Raw genomic sequence first — 8,152 nt, 5'->3', positions numbered from 1 at the left:
GACTGTGTTGCACGGGTCAGAAGACGGTTGCGGTCCGGCCATTTCGCAGTGCTGTCACGGGAGGCGGACGTACTTTGGACGTCCGAGCTCGAGCATCCGGTTCAGTGCGTTCACAGCAATCGCGACCTCGGTCGCTCGCCGATGATCGGTGCGGGATCGCAGCCCGTTCCCGATCACCCGTTTGAAGCGACTGATGTCGGCCTTGACCAGAGCCCGCCAGTTGTAGCCAGCGGCCTTCTGCCAAGCCATGCGGCCGTGCTCGGCGATGATCTTCAGGTGACGGTCTCGCATCGTCGGCGCTGTCTCCGCTGTGTCGCTCGGCACGGCACTGGAGCGTGGCGGGACGATAACGGACGCCTCTGGATAGCGCGCAGCGACCTCGTCATAGACGCCGTCCTGATCGTAAGCGCCGTCGGCGGTGAACGAAGTCACCGGACCGTCCACCTGATCGAGCAAGGCGCCCACCTGCGAGGCATCAACGACGTCGCTGGTGGTCAACGCCGCCGCCGCGATCTGCCCGGTGTCGACGTCCACAGCGATGTGCAGCTTGCGCCAAGACCGCCGTGTCTTCGTGCCGTGCTTCTCCAGCAGCCACTCGCCTGAGCCGCAGAGTTTCAGCCCTGTGCTATCCACCAGCAGGTGCACGGGACCGGAACCTGACCGGGCGCGAACCACGTCCAAGCTCTCGGCCCGGCGGCTCAAGGTGGTATGGTCTGGCACGGCAAGGTCGAGGCCGAGCAGGGCGATGATGGAGCCGACCAGCCCTTCGGTCTGACGTAGCGCCAGGCGGAACACCGACCTCAACGTCAGCGCCACAGTAATGGCCAGAGCCGAGTGGCGCGGCTGGCCGCCTCGCGTGGTTCGAGGCTCCGCCTTCCACGCCGCGATGGCCGCGTCGGTGAACCAGATTGTCAGGCTGCCGCGCTGACGCAGGGCCGCGTCATAAGCCGCGGAGTTCGTAACCCGGTGACGCTGCTTTGGAATGTGGTGGCGACGATCGGCATTGGCTTTGAACGGCACGGACCACCCCAGGACACAGCGGGCAACACGCCCAGCATCATCCTACCCCAGCTGCTGCGTCGGCGGTCCATGCAACAAAGTCGCGATCTGGCGCACCACCTACCTGGCAGACGACGGCGCGCGAACTGCGGGCCCATGCAATCGTCGAGCGGTGCCAGAAGGCTATGAGAGACGCCGGGAGCGAGGTAACGATCCGAACTATCCAAGCCAAGCCGCCCGGTTGCTCGTCGCAAAATGGCTGGCCGGATGGTGCGGGCGTTTGACGGTGGCTATTGCAGCATAGGCTAGATCGTAGCCGCAGGATGGTGAGGGGTCAGCAACCGATCACTGACGAACTGGGATGGGCTTAGCCGCTCAGGACAAAGTGCTCTGGGTATTATGATAGCCTAAGGATTACCGGCTTACTGCCAATTTGCTCGAACCAGGTGACGCCCTCTGAAACCAAATCGAACAGAAAGCGTGCAGGCCGCTCAGGTGGAATAGGTAGGCTAAAGTCGACAGACACAGTTTGACCCGGCATTATAAAGTCATCCGATAGCCAAATTCGACCGAAATCGGGATGCGCCGTATCGTCCGGGCGCTGTACGCCCAAGGCCACATTACCGATTAGCCTGCCGTCGCTCGAGGGTCGCCATGGCGTGGAGCCGGTGTTTGTAACACGCGTACGGCCACGTAAAAGATCCGGAGTGGACTCCGCTAGAACCACGTCGAAAACACCTGCCAATCCGGCAGAGCTACGGCTATCAGTAACATCGTCACCTTTGGTCATGCTGAAGACACGCAGGTTTGCAGCTCCCTGTACAATTGTATCTAGGATTGCGCTCACATCCTTAACAGTCGCCTCACCATTGATGATCCGGCTATAGCGGTTTAGCGGTACACTAAGGGTGCGGGGTGTACTCAGCGTCAGTTCCAAGTTGCTAAAGCCAATCGACTCCGCCAGCCTCCAGATCTCCTCGACGACAATGTCGTTCTCTATCACACCGTGTCGACGCATCTCATACTGCGACACGGGGATGGTCGAGTGTTGTGGGCCTGGCTCGTGGAACGCGACCCGGCCTCCATCGGTTAGAGCTCGATAGAACTCACTCAGTATGGCTGCCTGATCCGCAACATGATGAAAAGAATCATAGCAAACAATTCGGTCGATCGATCCGCTCTCAACTGGAAGGGAGAGACCATCGAACGACCGCCACTCCACTGCGAGACCTGTCGTCGTCGGATCGCGACCGAATGCGCGCTCTCCTAGATTTAACGCGATTGGCGAAACGTCTACTGCGATGGGATGACATTCGATCATCGCCAGAATACGACTAAACCAACCCGTTCCAGCGCCAAAGTCTAGCACGCGAGCGCCAGGGAAAAGACGAAGGTGCTGCAGCACCTCGCCGATTCCCTGCATATTTGCCCGCGTATCTGGAATGCCAAAGAATGGCTTACGTAGCAGCTTGTCATCAAGAGTTACACCGGCGAAATAGGCGTCGGCACGCGCTACATGCTCTGCGTTCGAATACCGCCCGATCAAGTCTTTAACGTCAATAAGATTGCTGTTTTCGACCATAATCGTGTCTTTCCGCATCAACGGCTCTTCACTCACTTGGTAACTCCGCCCTTAAATTGGATCTGACCACTGGCCGCCATTCAAAGGCTGTCCAACTTGCGATTGTGCAGCGAGCCCCTGCATCATGCCGAACAACCGTTGAGAAATGTCGGATACCTTTCGTGAGGCGACCCAATCCTGAGCCGTGGTCTGCAGTCGACTGCGTTCTGCCTTGTTAACCAGCAGGCGAGATATTCCCTCAGCCACCGAGACGGCATCGATCCCATCGAACCGGGCAACGGATTGTAAGGCCTCGTCAAACAGGGGAAGTGGTGTGACCGCAACTGGGATGCCGGTGCCTAAGGCTGTTCGCAATGCGGCGCTTGAGGATTCATTGGAGTTTTCATAAGGCAGCACAATCAAGTCACAGTTGCTCAATACCAATCCTATCTCGGCAAGAGGCAGAAATGAGGTATGCCATTCGACGGGTAATCCCGCCTCCTCCGCCAGCATCCGGCACTTAGAGATCTCGGCGGCTGAGTCCGAATGATCATATTCCGCATTTACTAGCTTCAATCGAATACGGGGCCAGCACCGACGCAATTCGGCCACGGCCAGAATTAATGTGCCAATTCCTTTGCCCGGCAAGAAGAAGCCGGTGCAGCCAATAACTGGCTCACTGTCCTCTGGCAATGCACGCAGCGTCGCGGGCTCTCCGTATATGGCAGCATGTGGCAACAGCGTTGCTGGATTGCTCAAACCAATTGAGTCTAATCCCCTGATGTCAGCGAGCGTATGAACGACGACCCTGGCAATAGAATTCAATGCCTCAATTACCGGCTTAAGAATCCGGGGGCTACACTCCAACAGGTGACGCGTGTTGTGGAGCGTCACTACAACGACGCGGTTTTGCGTGACAAGTGCTTGCAGTAACTGTGCAAGGACGTCCCATGTAAGCAGCCCAGGTTGATGCTGAATCATGACGACATCAGCATCAATGCGTCCCACTGCATGTAGCAGTCTCTCGACGTTGTTCGGATCGCCCAAACGCCAAGCGATGTGAACGTTAGTGGCCAGCTGGGTACGTTCATCTGCCAGGATGGTAATGCCAGAAGATGGCATTGCACTCAGCAAAGCGCGTGAATATTCGGCGATCCCACAACCAACATCCCAAGTCGAGATCCAGGCAATCCGCGCGTCGCGTGGCTGCGATGCCAAAATTAGCGAGGCAGAAGCGGTGGTAAGCCGCGCTGCCCAGGCTTCCGGGTCCGCTGCGTGAGTGATTGCGGCACGGGCGGCCTTACGTTGCATAGCGAGGCCACCGCGGCCGGCCGAGAATGTCTCACGCAAGGCTGCCACCAAGTCGTCAAGATCTGGTTCGGCCCAAAGCGAGTGCGGCACTGCCAGATGGCTGCCTGAGGGTGTTAGCCGACGCGCAAGTAGGCGAGCCGTGCCGGTTAGACAAAAGTCCATATGACCACCGTAGGAGGTCGTAATTAGAGGAATTCCGGATGCCATTGCCTCTGCCGCGGTCAGGCCGTACCCCTCACCACGAGTGGGTAGGACCATTGCGTCGGCCTGAGCTAACAAGGCGACCACTTCATCGTCAGCGATGTCCTTATTGACTAGTTCTACCGGAGCCGACCCAGGAGGCAAACGGGTCAATTGTTCAGCAACATCGTTGTGCGGGTTTGGAAAAGTCTTCAGTACTAGCTTCACTGGATCATCATGGGTAAACGCTTGACGCCATGCTGCAAGCAGTATGTCGACCCCCTTGCGGGGGAAAGCTGACGAAATGTGCAGGAACGTGAACGGCCCGTTCTTTGGGATGGCCTCAAGTGAATCGAGCCCTTCCAAATCCGGCGCATGGCCGATGTTCAGGACAGGCAGATTTACGCCAGAGTCAACCAAGACACGTGCTACGAACTGGGAAGGCGCAAACACCGCGTCAAATCCGGCACATAGCGCTGCCACAGTCTCCGCGGGAATAAGGGATTCTTCCCAGAAGAACAGCGCCGCCTTCAACGCGGCGATCTCTGGCGGGACGTAGATGGGATAATGCTGGCTGAGAATTAGCTCAGGGACACCTTCAGGTGGCTTCCGATTAGCTAAACTTCGGATCAGCTCCCTTTTTGATTCAGGCACCTCCGATAGGTCCTCCGTCGGCGCACCTTCGACCGGTATCATCCGGACGGTCTCTGGACGCCGCTGGTTTAGCAGACCAGCCATTCTCCTGTTGACCGAGGCCAGGCTGTAGCTCTTACCTACATGGCCTGCGATGGCAACGTGCAGAGTGTTTGTAAGACCCGTCAACGCCGTTTTGTCTGGTGGAGCAGAGGCGCCAGCCGCGGCAAGCGCCTCCATCAAAACCGGCACATGACGTCTCGGCTCGAAGCGATATAGCCCAAGCTTCTGGTGTGAGGCCGATTGGCCATTTCGAGCCACGTCAAGCATTCGCTCGGCGACACTCTCCGGCTTGCAGCTGGCCAGCAGTGCTCCTGCATCTCCCAACGTCTCTGCAACAGCGCCACTTGGCCAGGCGAGGACGGGTATGCCATGAGAAATGGCTTCTACTAAAGGCACCCCAAACCCTTCATGTTGGCTGAGGGAAACATACAGGTCTGCCTGCCTGTACCAGTTATGCAGTTCCTCGTCGGATACCAGCCCAGTCAGGTGCACATAGCCCACTAGTCCTTCCGTTTGGATCTGCGTTTCCAATTGGCCGAGGAACCGATACTCATCGACGTCCAGCGCACCCACTAACACCAGGCGGCACGGTTGGGTGAATAGGGTTCGGAAGGCAGCAAAGGCTCCTATCAAGGCGTCCTGTCCTTTGGACTGCGTGACGCGGCCGACGAACAAAACCGTGAATATGCCTTCTGATATCCGCTCTTTAGTAGCGCGGGTCACAACCTCTTTGAGGTCGAACAGCAAGGTACAAGTTCGCACGATGGGAAACCGAAGGCTTCGTAGCTCCATAGCGTTGTAGTCGCTATCAGCCAAGGCAGCGACAACCTGGTTGCGGCTGAACGCAAGTTGCTCGCGACCAATTCTCGCCATTCGTTCAATGCGTGGGATAGCTGTTAGAAAACCTGGTGGCGTAATATTGTGGTAAACCAAGACCTTTGTCGCCGGAAGCGCGATGACCTCGTCGAACTCTGTATAGCCCATGGAGTGGTGTAGCAGCAGCACATAACCATCGTGCCGGGGCAGCTCGTCAAACATCAGGATGTTCTGCGCCTCAAGCCCGACCGCGCGCTGCTTTACATAAATATTGCTGTGGAATCCTTGCGCGCGTAGGATGTCGCGGGTCAGCAGCATTCCGTTGGTAATTGCATCGCCTGGCGCGGACCCAGCGTGAAACTGGTGCACAACGCTAATTGGGCCGCGAAGCCGCGCCCGCGTTTCGTTCGCGGGCGGTTGATTGATGTTAGGCGAACTTGGCTGAAGTACTGGAATGTCGACGGGACCAACAGCCTGTACACGATCGGCTGTGGCAGGTTCTTCGGGCGTTGATTCGTCCGGCGTCTTCATCCCCAACTGGAGTGGCAACTCAAGCTCCTGCTGAGGGGCTACAAGTGCGTTGCTGCCCTTGATTTGACGTAGCCGACGCCATACTCGTGCTGTGAACCGATGTTGTATTTCTGCTTCCGCAATTGCAGTACGACCAGAGAGTTCTGTGATGGTTCGCCGCAGTTCATCCACATTCCGATTGCTGTCGGCCAATTGCTCTCGAAGCCAGCCAGCTTCTGCCTGCAGCCTCGATTTCATGTCCTGCGCCTCGTCAAGCAGGCCCCGTAGCCAGGCCGCCTCCGCTCGCACATTAGACTCCGCTGCTCGCGCCCTATCGGCAAGTTCACGTAACCACCTGGCCTCTTGGGCCATCGTATTCACGTCAGCCCGCGCCATCCCGGCGGCCCGGATGGCATCAAGCATTCGCTGTTGACTGCCCATCTCCCGGACTTTGGCTATGGCCAGCACTGTTTCCGCAGAATGGATCTGGTTGGACAGATCGTGGGATGACTGGAGCAAATGCGACGCAAGCTGCTCATGGTGTGCAGCCGCAACATAGAGACAAGTGCTGCCCTCATGCAGCACAAGGGAAAATCCGGCATCAGTCAGTATGCCGCCGGATGCATCGTCTCTAGCCTGCATTATTATAAGCCATGGGGTGAGCTTTAGTGCTAGAGAAACGGCTGGCTCCTGACCGGAGCCTAGATTCAAGATCACTAGATGGACTTGGGTCACCCCCATCCCCTGCACGAGGCCAACGAGATCTGGATAGCCGCTATCTGGGGCTGTGATCACGCAGTCCAGGGGCCGGACTTGGGCTAAATCGTCGGTTTGCACCTGCGCCGGCAGAATGCTAAGTCCTCGCCACCCGTTTTCGTACAACACGCGGCTAGTTTGGCCGTGACTGCCGCCTTCGCTGTTCCAGTTCACGTAAAAGCCATGCGCGAAGGCTTTAAGGGCGTGCCAAAACAGCCCATTCTCGCTATTTGATCGGCGGGAGGGTAACGTCATCTCCCGCGCTTACCTGCCGTCGTCCAGTTATGCAATGCGCATAGCTTGACAGGCAATGCAACGAACGCCAGCACATCCATCATGTCGCAGCACCCCAACCATCTTACCCAGCCGTGGCTTCACTCATACGAGCCAGCCGCGACTCCGGATGACATCCTGGCGTGTTTTCGTTTGATCCTGGGCCGGACACCCAATGAGGAGGAATGGACGGGTCATCTTGGGTTGGTTGGGCAAGACCTGTCTGTCGTGGTCTCCAACTATGTCGGCAGTGCGGAGTTTGCTCAACGCGGGTTGCTGACCCAGGCACCTCCCAGCGATATCCAAATGACAGTTCTGGATGGCTACAAAATATACGCATCTGCAACGGACGAGGCGGTCGGGCGTCACGTGCTTGGTGGCGCTTACGAGCCCTACGTGGGCGCTATATTGCGCCGCTGCCTCCGACCTGGCATGGCCATGCTTGATGTGGGTGCGAATATCGGAGTGTTTGCACTGTTGGCAGCCTCCATAGTCGGTCTAGAGGGGTCAGTGCTCGCTATAGAGCCCAATCCCGCTAATGCTCGCCTTCTAGAAGCAAGTCGCCTTGCGAATGGGTTCAACAAACTCACCGTCTTACAAGCCGCCGCTGCCCGCCAAACCGGAATACTGGTGCTAAACACCTTTGATTCCAACGGCACGACCAGCCTTCCGCATCCAGAGAGGGTGCTGTCAGCTCATACAGTGGGCGCCATTCGGCTGGACGATGTGATTGGGGCAACAAGGCGGATCGACGTTCTCAAGATCGACGTAGAAGGAGCGGAATTCAACGCTTTGCTGGGTGCGGAGGCCACCCTTCGGCGTTGTCAGCCGGCCTTGCTCAGCGAGTTTAGCCCAGGGCAACTCGCTGCTATCTCGGGCATCGATGGAGCCGCATACCTGAAGTGGCTGATGAATCTTGGTTATCAGCTTGGCGTTGTGCGCCGTGACGGGTCATCGCCCATTATGGGGCTCTCTGTGGAGCAGATCCTCGCCGAGTATGAGAACTCCAAATTAGACCACATCGATTTGATTGGATTAGCGAATTAGTCC

Annotated in this window: 4 protein-coding genes; 1 reads left to right on the top strand and 3 read right to left on the bottom strand. The window is 57.5% G+C overall.

Annotated features, from left to right (window positions below):
* Window positions 1–54: 54 nt before the first annotated feature.
* The 3 genes from GSQ76_RS26050 to GSQ76_RS26040 all read right to left on the bottom strand — a co-directional run bounded on the left by GSQ76_RS26050 (window position 55) and on the right by GSQ76_RS26040 (window position 7,084).
* Window positions 55–1,020 (bottom strand): IS5 family transposase, encoded by a 966-nt coding sequence (locus GSQ76_RS26050; RefSeq protein WP_158747004.1) that lies wholly within the window; start codon window positions 1,018–1,020, stop codon window positions 55–57.
* 376 nt (window positions 1,021–1,396) lie between these two features.
* Entirely contained in the window at window positions 1,397–2,617 is a 1,221-nt protein-coding gene (locus GSQ76_RS26045; protein ID WP_158747003.1) for a class I SAM-dependent methyltransferase, read from the bottom strand.
* A 15-nt stretch (window positions 2,618–2,632) separates the two neighbouring features.
* Window positions 2,633–7,084 carry a glycosyltransferase gene (locus GSQ76_RS26040; RefSeq protein ID WP_158747002.1) on the bottom strand — a complete coding sequence of 1,484 codons (4,452 nt, stop codon included), beginning with the start codon at window positions 7,082–7,084 and terminating at the stop codon, window positions 2,633–2,635.
* Window positions 7,085–7,165: 81 nt separating this feature from the next.
* On the opposite strand from GSQ76_RS26040, the gene GSQ76_RS26035 reads away from it, so the two are divergent.
* Window positions 7,166–8,149, top strand: coding sequence for an FkbM family methyltransferase (locus GSQ76_RS26035; protein ID WP_158747001.1), 984 nt, complete (start codon window positions 7,166–7,168; stop codon window positions 8,147–8,149).
* Window positions 8,150–8,152 lie beyond the last annotated feature (3 nt).

It is taken from the genome of Acidisphaera sp. L21, from assembly GCF_009765685.1.
In the GTDB taxonomy this organism is placed as follows: Bacteria; Pseudomonadota; Alphaproteobacteria; order Acetobacterales; family Acetobacteraceae; genus LMUY01.
This window is presented reverse-complemented; position numbering and strand designations above follow the sequence as displayed.